11 protein-coding genes and 1 tRNA gene are annotated in these 16,817 nt (G+C 41.2%); 5 read left to right on the plus strand and 7 right to left on the minus strand.

What is annotated here, in order from left to right:
• Window positions 1–542: M20/M25/M40 family metallo-hydrolase (locus tag AACZ11_RS12245; RefSeq protein WP_290628462.1), on the minus strand; the 542-nt coding region annotated here is incomplete at its 3' end.
• A 219-nt stretch (window positions 543–761) separates the two neighbouring features.
• Between AACZ11_RS12245 and AACZ11_RS12250 the strand changes: the two genes are divergently transcribed.
• A tRNA-Leu gene (locus AACZ11_RS12250) sits at window positions 762–843 on the plus strand.
• A gap of 204 nt (window positions 844–1,047) precedes the next feature.
• Here the strand turns inward: AACZ11_RS12250 and AACZ11_RS12255 are convergent.
• Entirely contained in the window at window positions 1,048–5,727 is a 4,680-nt protein-coding gene (locus AACZ11_RS12255; RefSeq protein WP_290628464.1) for a T9SS type A sorting domain-containing protein, read from the minus strand.
• Window positions 5,728–6,270: 543 nt separating this feature from the next.
• The gene (locus tag AACZ11_RS12260; protein WP_290628466.1) at window positions 6,271–7,305 is read right to left on the minus strand and encodes an endonuclease/exonuclease/phosphatase family protein; all 1,035 of its coding nucleotides are present in this window, start codon (window positions 7,303–7,305) and stop codon (window positions 6,271–6,273) included.
• A gap of 136 nt (window positions 7,306–7,441) precedes the next feature.
• On the opposite strand from AACZ11_RS12260, the gene AACZ11_RS12265 reads away from it, so the two are divergent.
• The 3 genes from AACZ11_RS12265 (at window position 7,442) to AACZ11_RS12275 (ending at window position 10,577) form a co-directional block, all read left to right on the plus strand.
• Complete coding sequence (locus tag AACZ11_RS12265; RefSeq protein ID WP_290628468.1) at window positions 7,442–8,878, plus strand: aminotransferase class V-fold PLP-dependent enzyme; 1,437 nt, start codon at window positions 7,442–7,444, stop codon at window positions 8,876–8,878.
• Window positions 8,875–10,092 (plus strand): NAD(P)/FAD-dependent oxidoreductase, encoded by a 1,218-nt coding sequence (locus tag AACZ11_RS12270; protein WP_290628470.1) that lies wholly within the window; start codon window positions 8,875–8,877, stop codon window positions 10,090–10,092. The genes AACZ11_RS12265 and AACZ11_RS12270 overlap by 4 nt, the downstream gene beginning before the upstream one ends.
• Window positions 10,093–10,190: 98 nt before the next feature.
• A complete protein-coding gene (locus AACZ11_RS12275; RefSeq protein WP_290628472.1) occupies window positions 10,191–10,577 on the plus strand; it encodes a DUF4174 domain-containing protein in 387 nt (128 codons plus the stop codon).
• Window positions 10,578–10,610: 33 nt separating this feature from the next.
• On the opposite strand, the gene AACZ11_RS12280 is transcribed toward AACZ11_RS12275, so the two are convergent.
• Genes AACZ11_RS12280 through AACZ11_RS12295 form a run of 4 tightly spaced genes read right to left on the minus strand, consistent with a single transcriptional unit; the run spans window position 10,611 to window position 16,414 of the window.
• Entirely contained in the window at window positions 10,611–13,871 is a 3,261-nt protein-coding gene (locus tag AACZ11_RS12280) for a CHAT domain-containing protein (protein ID WP_290628474.1), read from the minus strand.
• Window positions 13,872–13,874: 3 nt separating this feature from the next.
• The gene (locus AACZ11_RS12285) at window positions 13,875–14,630 is read right to left on the minus strand and encodes a hypothetical protein (RefSeq protein WP_290628476.1); all 756 of its coding nucleotides are present in this window, start codon (window positions 14,628–14,630) and stop codon (window positions 13,875–13,877) included.
• Window positions 14,631–14,640: 10 nt separating this feature from the next.
• Complete coding sequence (locus tag AACZ11_RS12290) at window positions 14,641–15,219, minus strand: sigma-70 family RNA polymerase sigma factor (protein WP_290628478.1); 579 nt, start codon at window positions 15,217–15,219, stop codon at window positions 14,641–14,643.
• Window positions 15,220–15,250: 31 nt separating this feature from the next.
• A complete protein-coding gene (locus tag AACZ11_RS12295; RefSeq protein ID WP_290628481.1) occupies window positions 15,251–16,414 on the minus strand; it encodes a hypothetical protein in 1,164 nt (387 codons plus the stop codon).
• A 147-nt stretch (window positions 16,415–16,561) separates the two neighbouring features.
• Here AACZ11_RS12295 and AACZ11_RS12300 point away from each other — a divergent pair.
• Window positions 16,562–16,817: DUF1697 domain-containing protein (locus tag AACZ11_RS12300; protein WP_339832635.1), on the plus strand; the 256-nt coding region annotated here is incomplete at its 3' end.

The raw sequence follows: 16,817 nt of genomic DNA on the forward strand, positions 1-16,817 counted from the left end.
ATAACATCGTTAGCAAGTTTTTCCCGGTTTCGCTCTACGAACCACCCAAGACTTGCGCTCCCTACTTCTTCTTCTCCTTCGATCATGAATTTTACATTGCAAGGAAGTTGCTCTGTACGTGTCATAAACTCCAATGCTTTCACGTGCATGTACATTTGTCCTTTATCGTCACAAGCGCCTCTGGCAAAGATCGCCCCTTCCGGATGCAAGTCGGTTTTTTTGATGACCGGTTCAAATGGCGGGCTATTCCAGAGGTCTAAAGGATCCGGTGGCTGTACATCGTAATGGCCATACACAAGAACAGTAGGTAGTTTCGGATCGATGATCTTCTCTCCGAACACAATGGGGTAGCCGGGTGTCTCACAGATTTCTACCGTATCACATCCTGCCTTTTGGAGTGCTTCCTTAATAGCATGGGCTGTTTTGATCACTTCGTCTTTATAGGCCGAATCGGCACTAATGGAGGGGATCTTTAGCAGTTCCAAAAGTTCGTTCAAGAATCGTTGTTTATGTTCTTCAATGTACGGTTTTGCACTTTTCATTTATAGTATTTTAGTTCGTTGGAATACATTCTTTATATCTCTTTCCCTACTTTAAAAGCAGTGTCCCTGGCTAATTTTTTGCTCTTGGGAACGTGAGGTAAACGTGTATTTCATAAAAATTATTTCTGAAGGAGTACGAAGGTACAAAAAGATGTAATTTTGAGAGAAAGATTGTTTGATAATTATAATTCTTGATTATATTTGCACCCCAATACGTTCGCGGGCGTGGTGGAATTGGTAGACACGCCAGACTTAGGATCTGGTGCCGCAAGGTGTGGAGGTTCGAGTCCTCTCGCCCGCACAAAAAAACCTCAACGAGTTCGTTGAGGTTTTTTTATTGACATGGATCGGAATCAAATGAGTTTCTGAAGCTCGAACGTTTTTTTAATTCCCAAACAGTGTTTACAGAGAAAATTTTGCCACGGATCGGTATCAGAAGATTCCTTCCTTTCTTTTGTTCGCTGCCGTATGTTTATGGGCTGTGCAGGCATGAGTGTTACTATTCTTAATTAATAATCACCTTTTTCGCTGTTTTTTCGTTGTTTGACTCCATCCATAGGGTATACACTCCAGCGGGCAGTTCCGGCAACCAGACTTTTGGATGATTATCGTTTTGTACAGACACTGTATATACAGTTCTTCCTAATGCATCTATAAGGGTAAGCTGAACATCTCCTGAAAGACCTGTGATGAAAATATGATCTGAGGTTGGATTTGGAAAAACTATGATTTTTGAATTGAGATTTTCTTGAATTCCAAGGACACTTTCGGGTTCAAAAATGATTTTAAAACGGTCTGGAAAATTGCCTAAATCACTTTCAAAACTATAGGAACTATTGTTGAGCTGTGCAAGAATGTCCAGATAGGTATCATAAAGATAGACAGGGGTATTGATGAGAATATCGCTATCTATTTCTGAAAGAAAAATTTTATAATCCGTGTTCTTGTCGATTAAGGTTGAAAACCCTACCGGGATGATTTTTTCGTCTTCAAAAGGACTTAAGGACTGAATACCCAACTCGGCATCAGATCCTTCGATACCTGAATATATTGAAAGTACGGTAGCGAGTCTATTACTGTCGTACCCTGCGTCAATAGCATCGGTTGCGTCCTCTGTAAAACCAATAAGGCAGGTGCTTTGCAAGGCATAGGTGGCGCTTTGTATCTTAAGCCATATTCTATCCTTGTTCGACATGGAGCGTAGCGTGGTATTGCCGCTAGTAAGTCTCATGCTATTATTGAATGTGGCGGTCCCGGCCCCAATGGCCTTTACGGCGAAGCCTTGCCCGGTTGAAATGATTCCGTTGGGCTGAGTGTTTGTACCCGATGGGTCTGCAGCTGCTGCGGTTCCACCCATGAGGTTATACATAGAAATATCTTCCATGCTAAAATTCATACTTCCTGCTCCGGGAAGTGACGGACTGGGAGGTGTTAAATGTTCCCAGAAATATACTTCATTGAATAATGGGTTTGCCATTAGAAAGAGATCGGCGTCTATGGCAGATGGATAGGGGTTGGCCATGGCATTGGGACTGGCGTTTCGGTTGTCAGCGGCGGTAGGTCCGGGGGTGTTGTGCACTACCGGAAAAGTAATAATCCCGTTATTCAAGGTCCCTTGATCGTAGATTATGGTAAAGATGCCTCCCGGTTGTCCATATCCTGATTGTGGTCTTACAATATAACCTTCCCCCGGATCGATTGAGCCGGTATAGGCAGTCCAGTTATCGTAATTGTCATCGGCAAAATTCTCGGCCATGGGGAACTGCATGGCGACATCGGGATTGGGAATAAAGTTTAAGGTGTTGTGATCTAATACGAGAAAGGCATTGGCGAAAACACCGTTTCTGGTTTCTGATGTCATTGGACTACCCAGTACCATAAAGTCCCTTGATGCTAAATTTGGAGTGATTAATTCGGTTTCAATAGTTCCTGTCTTTATCACTTGTGCAAAATCGTATTCTTGAACAAGACTACCTTGGTGGGCAATGAAAAGGGATCCATTTACGGTAATATCATTAGCCGAATAGATATAGTCGTTCGCGCTTATCGTCACGCTGCCCGATGCTTCGATCTCGCAGGTACAAGTATCGATGGAGCCGTTTACAGCGGTATCATAGGTGTCCGAAATGATGGCATTACTACCTGCGTTCGGAGCACCGTTATCCCATGAAGCTCCCGAAAAGGTAGTTGGGGTGCCTAAGACAGTAACAATGGCCGAAGCATTTGCACTGTTCCCGGCCTCATCTGTAACTGTAAGTAACACCGTGTTATTTCCTACGTTCGAGCAGTCAAAATCGGTGATATCCAGTGAATACATCAAATTGGCTTGTAATGAGAAATTATCAAAAGAACCATCGTCAATTTGAGCAGGTGTAATGGTGGCGGTGCCGCTGCCATCTAAGAATACGGTTATGTCCTGCGTAACTACCGTGGGAGGTTCGATATCTGTTTTTTGCGTTATGGTAAGTACCAGTTGGTTGGACACCGTAGCACAATCTGCGCTAAACTCATATTCAATGCCATTGAAAACACTATTTGAGGGCTGCATCAAGTTGCATGTAGTAATCGTACCCGAGGTGGTTGCCACTGTAAATTGATCGTTCACAAATCCTTCAAAACCCATAGTTACAGTTACATTTCCCTCCATGACAGCATTTCCCGAAATGGCTAATACATCATATTCCGTTCCCGCATTGTAGCCATTTAATTCCACATCTAAAACTGAAGTGTTGGTCGATTCAAAATCACCTATTACAGAAAGGGTTCCCGGCGAAGCGCCCGGCGCAAAGGTTCCATTGTTGGTAAAGTCTGCTGGTGCGGGTAAATCAATCGTGCCGATACCTTTAATAATCCCTGATGATGTATTGTTGAGTGTATTTGTACCATTAAATTCAATTTCACCCGATGCGGCATCAATAATACCTGTATTGGTTGTTTCCACAAATAGCACTGCTGTCCCTGTTCCTTGCGTTTTTGTTAATAATCCGGAATTGTTGAATATATGAGAAGCGCCTCCGGCCCAACTAATATTACTGGCATCGGCTTGAATATCGATAATGCCCGAAGATTGGTTATTTAGGGTGCCGTCTGTAATATTCAAATCACCTCCGTTTTGAATGGTCAAGGTTCCCTCATTACTAAGGATCGAATTATCGAGTATTGTTTTTGTAGCAAATGCGGTTAAATTCAACAATCCTTGGTTAATCAAAGTACCTCCTCCGTTAAAATTGTTTGCAGTCCAGTTTACACCTGCTGACCCTGAAAAATTAAAAATGGCTGTGGTAGCAGGTGCTACGATTAACTGACTACTCCATTCGATTGGCCCATCCAAGGTACCACTAAGTGTACCTGAACAAGTCACGGGACCTCCCCAAGTTAGGGTTGCTCCCGTAAAAACATTGTAAACGCCCCCTGTGAGATTCTTATTTAAGCCCGAAAAGACTAAGTTTCCACTTTCGACGCTTATCGTTCCCGTATTATTCAATTCGGCAGCAATACCACCATTTCCTGTAGTGGTGGTTCTCCTAATCGTGCCATAATTATTTAATATGTGTGAACCTACACCGGAATAGGAGATATCGCTACTTGCAGCTTGAATGTCTATGTTTCCTGAAGCCTGATTATTCAGAATTCCATCTGAAATGTATAAATCACCAGCATTCATTAAGGCTATGGTTCCTTCATTATTAAGCAGTGTACCTGCTAGAATGTTTTTGGTCGCTGCGGTAGTTAAATTCAATAATCCTTGATTTATTAGAGTCCCTCCGCCGGTTAAGTTATTGGTTGTCCACTGTACCGCTGTCGGACCGGAAAAATTGAATGTAGCAGTCGTAGCATTCGCTACACTCACTTCGCTACTCCAGTTGATAGGACCATCTAAAACTCCGGTAAGTATTCCCGAACAGGTCACAGGGCCTGTCCAAGTGAGTGATGCCCCTGAAGATATGTTGTAAGTTCCACCTGTAAGATTTTTGTTAAGGCCACTAAAGGCCAAATTTCCTGTTTCGACATTGACGGTTCCCGTATTGTTCAATTCGGCAACAATGCTGCTAGTGCCTGTTGTGTTAGTTTTTCGAATGGTTCCTGCATTGTTAAAAATATTGGACCCAGCACTTCCATAACTGATATCACAGGATGTTGCTTGCAAATCTATAATTCCGGAGGCTTGGTTGTTTAATATACCGCTGGTAATATACAAATCACCTGCATTAAGTAAATTAATAGTTCCAGCATTTTCAAATGTTGTAAGACCCAATATATTTTTGGTTGCCGCTGTGGTTAAGGAAACAATTCCTTGATTTAAGAGTGTTCCCCCGCCGGTTAAGGTATTGGTTGTCCAATTCACTCCTGAGGTTCCTGAAAAATTAAAAGTGGCAGCTGTAGGAACGGTCACTTCACTGCTCCAATTTAGAGGACCGTCCAATACGCCTGTAAGGATTCCGGAGCATGTCACAGGACCGCTCCAAGTAAGAGATGCACCACTAACAGCATTATAGGTGCCTCCCGTAAGGTTTTTATTGAGAGAAGAGAATCGTAAATCACCGCTTTCTACACTAATAGTACCTGTATTGTTCAATTCTACAGCTATATCTGCTGTGCCGGTTGTTGCTGTTCTCTTTATGGTTCCTGCATTGTTCAATATATTGGATCCTGCGCTTCCATAACTTATATTTCCTGAGGCAAACTGCAAATCGATGGTACCGGATATTTGATTATTTACCACACCACTGGTGATGAACAAGTCTCCGGCGCTTAAAAAATTGATCGTACCCTCATTAGTAAGCGTAGTGAGTCCCAAAATGCTTTTGGTTGAAGCGGTTGTTAAGTTTAAGGTACCCTGATTGGTAAGTGTTCCACCTCCATCTAAATTATTGATGCTCCAGGTTACGGTAGTATTGGGTCCGAAATTAGATGCGGCTGCTATGGACAAGAGATTGCTCCAGTTAAAAGTAGCTGTCCCCTGCACCTGTAAAGAATTGATGGTCGCAGCGGCATTGAGATTCACGGTAAAACCGGTTGGAATCACAGCGTCATGACTTATCGTGGGAACCACTCCAAGGCTCCAATTGCTTGCATTATTCCAATTGTTATCCGATGCACCGGTCCATGTATTGGTTTGGGCTTTTACAAGCGAAACTGCGAGTATTAAAAATAGTAGACAGAAGTGTAATTTTTTAGATGCCATCTTGATGTTTTTTCCTTTACATCGAAATGATTTAAAAATGTCATCATCAAAAAGTCTGAAATTTTTAAAAACATCGGTGACCGGGTTTTTAGGTTATTCGCTATCTTTGAATCTTAATTAACCCACTAAAAACATTTTTATCATGGGAGTAGGCAGTCTTGTAATAGCGACCATTGGATTATGCTTTCTAATCGCAATCATCATAGAGGTAAAAGAAAGATTCTAAGAAGTGACTTTCGTTTTAAAGGCTAATAAAAAGAAGCTCCAGTTCTCACTGAAGCTCCTAGCCAATAGTAATCAAATTAAAATTTAAATTAATTGGTGTTACTATTATATATATTTATGGAAAGGGGAGTTAATATGGTCGTGTCATTTTCTAAGAGCACGAATTGGTTCAATACATTAAAAAAATAACTGAGTATTAATGTTATAAAGCCGCTAATCGAAATAGTCGTTGAATGTACCATTATAATGGGGTTGGTCAGTGATATTAAAGTTACATATAATTTAGAAGCAATTTTGTACAATCAATCCCACAAGAACTCAAGATTCTTTTTCATCTATAAGTTCCTTTATCTCCTTTTTTTCATCACCATTCAATTTTGGGTTTTTAGGTGGTTTTGCACCATTTTTATGATGGATCTCATAATACATTCCAAAATGGTCACTCCCAAAATTCGCTGTGCGCTCCATGTTTCCAACAAACAGGTCTTTGGTGTGGAATAAATGATCTAACGGAAACCGCATAAAAAAATAGTTGGCGTGATAGGTAGGAAAGAAACCACGACCTACCCGTGGATCGATCATCCCGGTCATCTTCTTAAAAAGGCGCGTGGTTCGTGACCACACAACATCATTCATATCTCCACAAACCACCACAGGTTTTTTTAGGGATCGAATGTGTTCCCCTACCAGCATTAATTCGGCATCTCGCTCTTTGGAAGTTTCATTCTCGGTCGGGCTGGGTGGAGCCGGGTGAAGACATGCAAAGAAAACAGAAACATTCTCACACATTGAATATTCAAAAAAGATGGATGGAACATCCTCTTCTACCAAATAGTTCACTTTAACGTTTTGCAATTCTTTTTTGCTGTAGAGATGCATTCCGTAGTAATTCTCCTTAGGAATTTTTACCGAAAACGGATGCGTGGCTTCAATTTCATCTAAGCGTTCTTCCCAGGCTACGTTGGTTTCCATTGCTAGTACCAAGTCGGGATCGTATTTTTTTATCAAAGAAATGAATTTCCCGCAATGTGTATTATCCTGAAGTACATTGGCGGCAAGAATGGAAACCGAACCATCATACGGAAATTGTGGTTTTTTTCTTGGGTACCATGAACTGTAGGGGTACACCTTTACAATTTGATAGATCATGCTTGCCACAAGTGCTGCGATCAATATCCAATCAAACACCAAAAAATTTTCCTTAAAATAGAACAAACACCCCACTAATATCCCTTGAATAAAAAGAGATTGTAGCCTTACAAAATCCGGAGTTCTAAAAAACCAATGGGGATGTCCTGTGGCCGGAAGAAATGGCGAACCAATAAATACGATACATAGAATGTACAGAATCATAGTCTATAAAATTAGAATATTTTATAATGTTTTGCTTTTATTTAAGAGGGATTTATCGTTTAAATACTATTTGTTATTCCTCATACTCTTTTAAAAAGGGTATTTTTGCACCACAATTAAAAGATGTTGTATTCCCATGTTAAAGACCGAAGCTACCCTCGAGATCTCAAAAGAAGCCATGACCCAATACGGGTATAAGGTGGTTGATGCCATCGTTGCACATTTCGATACGCAAAGCAGCAAACTTCCGGTTGCCAGCGCCACTAGAGAGGAGATGGATCATTTGTTTTCTGAAGAAGCGCCTGAAAGAGCCATGGACCCCGAGAGTGTATTGCAGTTTGTCCTTGATGAGGTAATGACCAAGAGCAATGTAGTATCGCACCCGCGATCTTATTCTTTCGTCCCGGGACCAAGCAATTACATAAGTGCCATGGCCGATTCTTTGGCTTCGGGATTCAATATTTTTTCCGGGGGATGGGCCGCTTCTCCGGCAGCCGCCGAATTGGAGATTGTGACGATGAACTGGTTACTGAAACTGTTCGGATTTCCGGTAAAACGAGGGGGTGGCATCTTTACAAGTGGTGGATCCATGGCGAACCTTACTGCGATCATTACGGCCCGAAAGGTCAAGTGTGGTGACGATTTCTCGAAAGCGATCATCTATTTGTCAGATCAAGCGCATTCCTCCAATATTAAAGCGATCCGTTCTGCCGGATTTAAAAAGGAACAAATAAGAGTGATTCCTACCGATTCAGAATTCAAGTTTGCCATTAACAAATTAAAGAATGCTATTGCTAGGGATGTCCTCGAGGGCTTACAACCGTTTTGTCTCATCGCGACAGCAGGGACAACCAATACAGGTACGGTCGATCAACTCTCTGAATTGGCCACCATCTGTAAGAAAGAAAAAATCTGGTTTCATATAGATGGAGCCTATGGTGCGGCAGCGATCTTATCCAAGAACGGAAAGCAACTTCTTAAAGGCATCGAAAAAGCCGATTCACTTACGGTCGATCCTCATAAGTGGTTCTATCAACCTTATGAGATTGGCTGTTTATTAGTAAGAAACCATCAGTGGTTAAAAGGCACGTTCACCGAAAAACCGGAATACCTTCGGGATATTGAAGGAAATACTTCCGAGATTAACTTTTACGATCATGGCATTGAACTTACACGCAGGTTCCGTGCCTTGAAATTCTATATGTCCATCAAGACCTTCGGATTAAGGACGTTCAGAAAAGCGATCACCTACAATATTCAATTGGCAGAAGCTACCGAATCCTTGCTGCGAAAGAGCAGTCATTGGGAAGTGATCTCGCCGGCGACATTAGCGGTCATCAACTTTCGTTTTAACCCCATTGGAAATAAACTTTCAGAAAAGAAACTCGATAGCCTCAATCAATATATCTCCAAACATGTAGTGGACTCGAAGCAAGCCTTATTGGTCACCACACTTCTCAACGGACAAGTCGTCCTGCGTATGTGTTTGATCAATCCGCGAACCTCCATGCAGGATATAAAAGAAACGTTGGCACTTTGCGAGTCGTTTGCTGCCGAAAAATACACTCTGTGAGAACTGCAGACATCTTAATATTGGGCGGTGGCGCCGCTGGATTCTTTACTGCAATCAATGCAGCCGAAGCAAACCCCGAATCGCGAATTATTATTCTGGAACGAGGAAAAGACGTACTCACAAAGGTCAAGGTGTCCGGAGGCGGTCGTTGCAATGTGACCCACGCCGAGTTCGATCCGAAAGAATTAACGACGCATTATCCACGTGGGGAAAAGGAACTCTTAGGGCCTTTTCACCAATTTATGACAGGGGATACCATCGCTTGGTTCGCAGATCGCGGGATCGCATTAAAGATTGAGTCCGACGGCCGGATGTTCCCGGAGAGTGATTCTTCTCAAACCATTATAGATTGTTTCCTATCGGAAGCCGACCGACTGGGAATAACGGTATTAAGGAACCATGCCGTAAAGAGCATTCAGAAAAAGAGTGAAGCTTGGCTGGTTGTCACTACCGAAGGGAATTTTACGGCTCCTAAAGTTGTGGTAGCCACCGGAAGCAATACAAAGGTGTGGAAATTGCTCGAAAATTTAGATCACAGTATCGTGGCACCGGTTCCTTCCTTGTTCACATTTAACATCAAGGACCCGCGCATTGAGGGCTTACGAGGTGTTGCAACGCAAGCATCGGTATGTGTTTTAGACAAAGAGATGGAACCGATATTGTACAGTGACGGTCCTCTTTTACTCACGCATTGGGGCATGAGCGGTCCGGCCATATTAAAGCTTTCAGCTTGGGGAGCTAGAGTGCTTGCACCCACTAACTACGCATTTACTATTCAAGTGAATTGGCTCGCAGTACAAACTTTTGAAACCACCCTAGACCAGTTAAAATCTTTAAAAAAGAGTCTCAATAAAAAATTAGTAGCATCACATGCCCAATTTGAATTGCCAAAGCGTTTATGGCAACGATTGGTGGAGACATCGGGAATCTTAGAGACCCAATCTTGGGCAGAAATTACAGGAGAACAGCTTCAGGGGCTTGCCCACGAACTGACGCAAGCCACCTTTGAAGTAAACGGAAAAAGCACCTTTAAAGAAGAATTCGTAACTGCCGGTGGTGTTGATCTAAAAGAAGTGAACTTCAAGACATTTGAGAGTAGACTCCATAAAGGTCTGTTCTTTGCCGGGGAAGTGCTCAATATTGATGCGATCACCGGAGGGTTTAATTTTCAGAATGCGTGGACAGGAGGTTATATCGTAGCACGATCACTTTAAAAATTCTTTCTAACCCGGCATTACTTTAATTTACTTTTAACACATTTCTTGCGTACTTAGATTTACATTTAGGGATGAAATTTTTAATGGTCATTTTTATGGCTTTCACCTTTAATGCGTTCGCTCAACATCTTGATAAGCATCAATGGAGCGATAGACTGATCCTTGTGATCTCACCCACTTCAGACGATCCGTTGGCACGGAAACAACTAGAAGCGTTACAAAATAAAAAAGATGAGTTAACAGAGCGAAAACTATTTATCTATCACATATTCGACAACGGCTATCGCTCCAATTTTTCTTCCGAGAGTAGGGTGCCTCCTGCACAATTAGAAGTAGAAGATCAATTTAAAGTGATGCTGGTAGGATTGGATGGCAGTGAGAAATTTAGTGCCAATACTCCTCAAAAGGCTGAAGTGTTTTTCGATTTGATCGATGCCATGCCTATGCGACAGGCAGAACTCAAGAAGAACAAGGAAGAATAAAAGGGTTTGCGCTCGGACTTTTGCAGTGTTATTTTAACGAGATGATAAAGAAGTTGTTTTTCTTCTCCTTAGAAATAAAAACAAGACCACACCTAGTATTATAATACCGATGGCCCAATACCACCAAGGTGTTCCTGCGTCAAGTTGTAAGGGAGAAGTATCACCCATAAGGACCAAGCCAGCCCAATATTGAGGCGCAAGTTCCCTTCCCCTTGCCGTGGCGAGATAATACAACTTTGCTTGTTGGAGTGCTTCATCCTTTGGCATTCCTGCGGCTAAATTATCATAAAAATAAGCGACAATTTGGGCACTGGACTTTTCATCGATCTTCCACAAGCTGGTCAAGATGCTTTCACTGCCCGCATACGTGAACGCATGCGCCAAAGAGATCATCCCTTCTCCTGCTTGATAGGTAGGTTTTCCGGTTTCACAGGCGGTGAGGATTGCGAGTTGTGAAGAAAGGTCTTGATTATAGATCTCATAAGTATATAGAAAATTATCGTTTAGGTTTTCTTCGGAAAGGTTTTTCGCAAAGATCAAGCGGGAAAGTTCGGGACTTACATTATTGGATTCGGCATGCGTACCAATATGAATTATCTTATGTTCCTTGGCATTTTCAGTAAAGAATTGCTTTGAAGCTTTTTCGTTAAGAAACAAGGAGCCGTCAAAAGTTCTGGAATAATTTTTGGCTACATCAATACTAAAGGGTTGCGGTAGTAAGGTCAAGTAATGCCGGTCTAATGAAACAGAATCTTTCACAGCTATTCTGTAGTCGTCTTTCATTTTTTCTGAAAATTCAGGAGCAAAACCAACGAAATTCTCAGGATAAACATTAAGCTTAGTATTTGATTGATTTTGTGTTAGTAAACTAAAATTGTACGAGATACTATGTTTGGCCAAAAGACTGTTGGTGGCGAGATCGCTAAATGTTTTTATAGGCTTGGGAGTAAGCAGTTCGAAACTTAGATTGTACAATTCTCTATCCGGGATGATGATCACTTTTTGGGTGGTGATCCTTTCAGAAAAGGGTGCCCAAAGCTGTTGATAGAGATCGTATAATTTTGTACTAATCTTGGTGGCACTAAAGTCGTTGTCAATGAGCTGCGGAATATACTCCTTCACGGTATCGAATTGTAATGGGTATAGTTTTTTTTCCGTAGAAGAAACTACAAAAGCATACAGCCTATCTTCAATGAACAAATAGCGTACAATTGTGGTGTTGTTTGGGATGTTTTGTTGCAGATTTTCCAACGATTCTTCAATGGTAGCATAACGCATTTTATAGTATTTGGGAAAGTCCTGCTTTAAGGAATCTAAAAACACTTCCCAAGCCGAGGATGCTTCAAAAAAAGTATTGAAATTTGTAATCTCTTTTTGCTTAAGCGAAGCGGACATAGCCTCTTTCAAGATACGTTCCCGTTGTGACGTCTTCTGGGGAATTTTAGAGAACGCCATGTTATTTCTAATATTGAGTCTGGAGCGTATGCGGTTATAGATACTGGACTCATGAACCCTAATAAGGTCTTCGAGGTATTTTTCTTTTTCAGTTAATTGATATAGATCGAGTCGAAGTTGTTTCGCAAAACTGAAGAGTTCGTTATTATCATCGATAAGGATCTCCAAGTCTTCGGGAGTATTTATTAATATCTTTCTGCGTTCTAGGATGCTTATCCCGTTCTCAATTTGTGATAATAAATCCTTTAAAAAAGATTCGGTTTTATCAGGATGAAGGCGGTAGTGTGATTTAGCGTGTACCAAAAGCGTACGCGGTTTTACAAATTCGATTTGAATCGAATCTGAAAGGGATGTGGAAGCGAATTCTTTTGCGTCGAAAAAAGAGAGCGCTTCTTTTGTGTATTCGATGGCTTGTGCATAATTGTTTAAACTATAATGGACATCGGCCATGTTTTGAATGTGATGAAAACGAACAAGGTCGTTCTGGAATGTCTTTCTCTTTGTGAAATCATACCCTGTACTTGCAAGTGCAAGGCCTTTTTGGGCATCTCCTGTTTTGGTATAGAATAACGACATGGTCTTTAAACTCTCCAGATAATCTTTAGTATAGGTGCCATCAAAGTCTTTCATATACAGCGCTTCGCTTTTTTGATACATCGCACGGGCGTTGTCCCAATCTTCTAAGGCTTCATAAATCGAGGCACGTAAACCTACCGTATAGCTGTGTAACAATGTATAATTTGCAGGGTTCAGTTCAATGATCTCCAGAGCCCTATCGGCAAAATGACCCGCCTGCTCAAAGTTCTTGGCGCTTAAGTGTCCATGACTTAAAATAGCCAGTGAGAAAATAACATTCGGGTCCTCGCTTCCGAATAATTTTTGTTTTTGCTGATAGCTGTATGTAAATATTTCCACGGCACGATTGTATTCTCCTAATCCATGATAGAAGGTACCTAGATTATCAATCGTAGAAAGTCGATATCTTTGAGCGCGCAGCTTTTTCGATTCGTCTTTAGATTCAGCTATAAACTTTTGATAGTTAGAAATAGCTTCTTTGATGTACTCAATCGCTTCTTGTGTATTACCGGTATTTTGTAGATTTAATGAGATATTGTTATTTACAATCGCCTTCCAGTAATCCTTATTTACCTCTGTACTATCCATTTTGTCAAGAGTTCTCACCGCATTCTTGTAATAATATGTAGAACTGTCTAATTGCGAAATACTGGCGTAATATCTCCCAATAGAGTTGAAAAGATTATATTTTTCTTGAAGATTTCTACCTCTGGCAGACTCTAACAATCGTTTTGACTCGAATAGGTGATTTTTTGCTTCCCCAATATGGCCTAGATTCAAATAATTAGTCCCAATGTTATACTGTATGCGTGAGATGAGCAGCTTGTCATTTGGCACAGCGCTTTTAGCATATTTCAGCGCCTCCATTGAGGTCTTAAGCGCCATATCTATTTGTCGAGACGTAAAGTGGAGGTTGCTAATTTGAAGCATGGCTTTTGCCGAAATGGTACTGTTGGAAGCTCGAATTACTTCTTGAGCGAGGGAAGTAGCTTTCTCAATGGCCTTTTGTGCATCACCGTCAGAAAGTGATGGACTTCCCATTAAAGGGATGTATGCGATTAAGGTATCGTAATCTTTTTGAGCCGTAAACGCTTCAATTTCTTTGGAAAGCTGTGCTTTGGCTTCAGTAATTTTGTTTTCTGCAATTAGGATCTCTATATGATCCGGGCCGGTGGTAAGCCCATTTTGTCCATATCCAATACTAGAGAATAAGATGCAAGTCAAGAACGCTAACAATAATGTACGAACGGCCATTGAATTCATGCTTTATTCTTTTAGATCTTGCAATAAATCAGTATTTCTTTGAGTAGGGTTTTCAATGAGCAATTGCCTCGCTTTATCTAATTCGTTTTCTTTAATATGGGCCAAAGCTCGGTAGTAAATGGCATCCTCTATAAAGATGCTTTGCGATTGTGTTTCCAGCTTTTTAAGATAGTCAAGAGCTTTCTCACTATTTCCTTCAGCCAAATGTGCTACACCCAAATAAAAATTTAAAGTGTCGTTCTCTTGTATATCATCCATTTGTTGTTGCCACTTGGTAATTGCAATATTGTATTCACCTCGTTTGTAATTGACCATGGCATCAAAAAAATGATAGTTGGTTTGGGTACTCATGGTGGTAGGCAAGCCCGGGTCCGGAACAAAATGCTTTGCAAACAATTTTTCTGAAGAAGAGGGCATCTTCATAAAGTAGAATACTCCAAAGATCACTAACAAACATGCCGCTAGTGCATAAAGCGGTAGTTTTGAAGTGGTATTGCGACGCTTGATAATCTCAGGGGTGTGAAGGGGTTTAGACTGTGTGCCTTCAATAGTCTGGTGGAAACGATCAAGCTTTGTTTTTAATGCGACCGTTTCTACGGTTTCAATAAGAAGACCAATCTCACGCACCTTTGCTTGAAGCGAAGGATCGGCGGCGAGCCTTTCTTCAAACTGAGATCGCTCGACAGAAGTCATGGAACGGGTTAAATACCGTTCTATGGCTTCTAGCTCCTGTTGTGAAAATGTAGGTTGTGTGCTCACTGTTTTTTGTTTATTTGGGAGTATGTACCAATGATCGCAATTTTTGCATACACCGGTATTTTTTATTTCGGGCCGAGGCTTCATCGATTTTCAGGGAATCGGCTATTTCCCGCATCGATTTCTTTTCAAAGTAAAATTGTATCAGCAGTTGTTTACACGATGTTCCCATGGCATTAAAAGAATCCAATGCATTTCGCAATACAGGCTCTGCTTGGTCTTCCCTTGGCTGTATTTCCGGCGGTGCTTCTTCTTGAGAGGCGGAATGAAGCGACTGCAGGGCAACAGTTTTCTTATAGTGACCTGAACGCAAATAATCCAACCACTTATTCTTGGCGATCTGGTATAGATAGCCCTGAATTGCTGTTTCATTTTCCGGTGTGAAACGGTCGTTTCTTATATTCTTCCAAACCGTTATGAACGCTTCCTGATAAATATCTTTAGCATAGGGCATGGTGCCGTTGTTTTTGAGGATAAAGAGTTCTACTTTTCTGAAATTTTCTTGATATAACCTGTTGAGAACAAACTCATTATTGTTCTTTATGGCTTCCACGAGCGCAAACTGTTCCTGTATTTGTATTCTTTCCCCCATCTTTTGAAGATAAAGGAAAGGTAATAATTTTTTATTGTTCTACATTAAACTTGGTCCATTCGGCATCATTTATTTTATTGTCAATTCGGGGATCATACAGCGAATTATTCGTGCCGATATATTCTCCCCGGTTATTCACCCAGTAATGATTTGTGCCGGATGGAACGGTATAATGCTCGCCTGTGGAGTGGTTACCGATCACCGTATTTTCTGCGATCACATTCACAGTTTTGGAATGCCCTTCACTATTAATATTACTACGATTTAAATAACCTGCATGACTAATATCCGATATCTCACTGTAAATACTACCAACTGAACGCGTCGTATTGCCATGAGCTTCGATAATGCTCATACGCTGTTTATGAGCCACTTCACTTTTCATTAGCTGCTCTCTGTAAAAGGCGTCATTCCTTTTAAAATTCGCTGCCAATTGACCGTTTTTATATTGTTGCCACTGCGGGTTCAGTTGGGTATTCGAAACGCCAAAAATGTAGGCATCCTTTGCCTCGCTGAAGTATGACCTGTCAGCCTCTACATGAGTAGTGCTAATTGACCAAATAACACCATCGTTGTTTTGAGTGAATGTTTGCAACGCAAGGATGAAGACGTTTACCCCATTGGGGCCTTGGTATTCACTCCCCACGGCATAATACGTTCTTTGGCTGTTCGTTTGAGGCATTCCTTGTGAAAACGTATTCCAAAATTTTACGACCCCGGGAAGCGAATTGCTTGAAACGAATGTATAACCCCGACCTTCCATAGAAGGTTTTATTTGATACGTAACTATATCTTCCAAAGGCATGGGCTGCGATACTTGTTTGCCCATTTGCATGGCAGTCTGATTGACAAATGGATCATTTGCATAGAAATATTCATACCGCTCGGTTTTGTAAACCTTTAATTTATTCGGACCGCGATAGGGAACGTGTGCATTTGGAGCTTCATCCATAGTCCAACTGGAAGGCAGCGGTGTTTTGGCCATGACCATCCCGTTCTCCGCATCCTTTATATAAAAGAATTTTTTACCGTCATTGTTCTGTTCCAAAGATTGTTGCATGGCTGTCTCGCGAAATAAAAGGGTAGTGTCTGCTTCGGCATGATACATAGTCTCATCCTTACTGTTTCCAAAGAGACAAGAAGAACAAAGAACTAAGAGCGCAAAAAGAATCGAAAAATAAACTGTCATTTTCATGATTATGGGGTATGTGTTCATCGTAACATCGAAAATATTTCAATATGTCATCACATACCTATTTTATTTTCGTTGTACATTATTTGAGTAGAAATATGGGCAGGCAAATTAAGTGACACAATTGTCATTAAAACTTACAGTATTGAAATGAACTATATCGCATTTTTACGGGGCATTAACGTTGGCGGACACAAAAAGATCCTTATGGCCGATCTGCGACTGTTGTTTGAGTCTTTGGGTTACACACAGGTACGTACCTATATCCAAAGTGGTAATGTTTTATTTTCTGCGGAAAGGGAGAAAGGTCTTGCGGAAAATATTTCAGAAGCAATACAAATAAAATACGGCTGGGAGGTTCCGGTGATCGTAAAAACTGCCGAAGCATTGCGAACCATTGTTGAAG

The sequence above is a fragment of the uncultured Altibacter sp. genome, assembly GCF_963972995.1.
Lineage (GTDB): Bacteria > Bacteroidota > Bacteroidia > Flavobacteriales > Flavobacteriaceae > Altibacter.

Excerpts from the sequence above, each read along its gene's own strand:
- AACZ11_RS12255 (WP_290628464.1), bottom strand. The coding sequence starts at position 5,727 with ATGGCATCTAAAAAATTACACTTCTGTCTACTATTTTTAATACTCGCA.
- AACZ11_RS12260 (WP_290628466.1), bottom strand. The coding sequence starts at position 7,305 with ATGATTCTGTACATTCTATGTATCGTATTTATTGGTTCGCCATTTCTT.
- AACZ11_RS12265 (WP_290628468.1), top strand. The coding sequence starts at position 7,442 with ATGTTAAAGACCGAAGCTACCCTCGAGATCTCAAAAGAAGCCATGACC.
- AACZ11_RS12275 (WP_290628472.1), top strand. The coding sequence starts at position 10,191 with ATGGCTTTCACCTTTAATGCGTTCGCTCAACATCTTGATAAGCATCAA.
- AACZ11_RS12280 (WP_290628474.1), bottom strand. The coding sequence starts at position 13,871 with ATGAATTCAATGGCCGTTCGTACATTATTGTTAGCGTTCTTGACTTGC.
- AACZ11_RS12290 (WP_290628478.1), bottom strand. The coding sequence starts at position 15,219 with ATGGGGGAAAGAATACAAATACAGGAACAGTTTGCGCTCGTGGAAGCC.
- AACZ11_RS12295 (WP_290628481.1), bottom strand. The coding sequence starts at position 16,414 with ATGAAAATGACAGTTTATTTTTCGATTCTTTTTGCGCTCTTAGTTCTT.